The following is a 232-nucleotide window of genomic DNA, read 5'->3' on the forward strand; positions in this document are numbered from 1 at the left end:
GAGACTGTAGAAGTCCATATCAGAACAGGATGTGACGGACGTCCTTCTTCCCCTCCTCTCCTTTTCTCCTTTTTCCTTCCTCCCTTCCCCTTTCCTCCCTTCCTTCTCTTCTTCTTTTCCCCCTTCCCCCCTTCTTCCTCTTCTCCTTCCTCCTTTTCTTCTTCCTTTTTTTCTTCTTCTCTTCTTCCTCTCCTCCCTCCCTCCTTCTTTCTTTCTTTTTCCTTTTTTTTCT

1 protein-coding gene is annotated in these 232 nt (G+C 46.1%); it reads right to left on the reverse strand.

Going from position 1 to position 232, the window contains the following annotated elements; genetic code table 11:
• Positions 1–19: 19 nt before the first annotated feature.
• Positions 20–232, reverse strand: a 213-nt coding sequence (locus LK536_RS59205) for a hypothetical protein (RefSeq protein ID WP_506092389.1), incomplete at its 5' end; no start/stop codon positions are given.

This window comes from Clostridium pacaense (genome assembly GCF_020709765.2).
In the GTDB taxonomy this organism is placed as follows: Bacteria; Bacillota; Clostridia; order Lachnospirales; family Lachnospiraceae; genus Enterocloster; species Enterocloster hominis.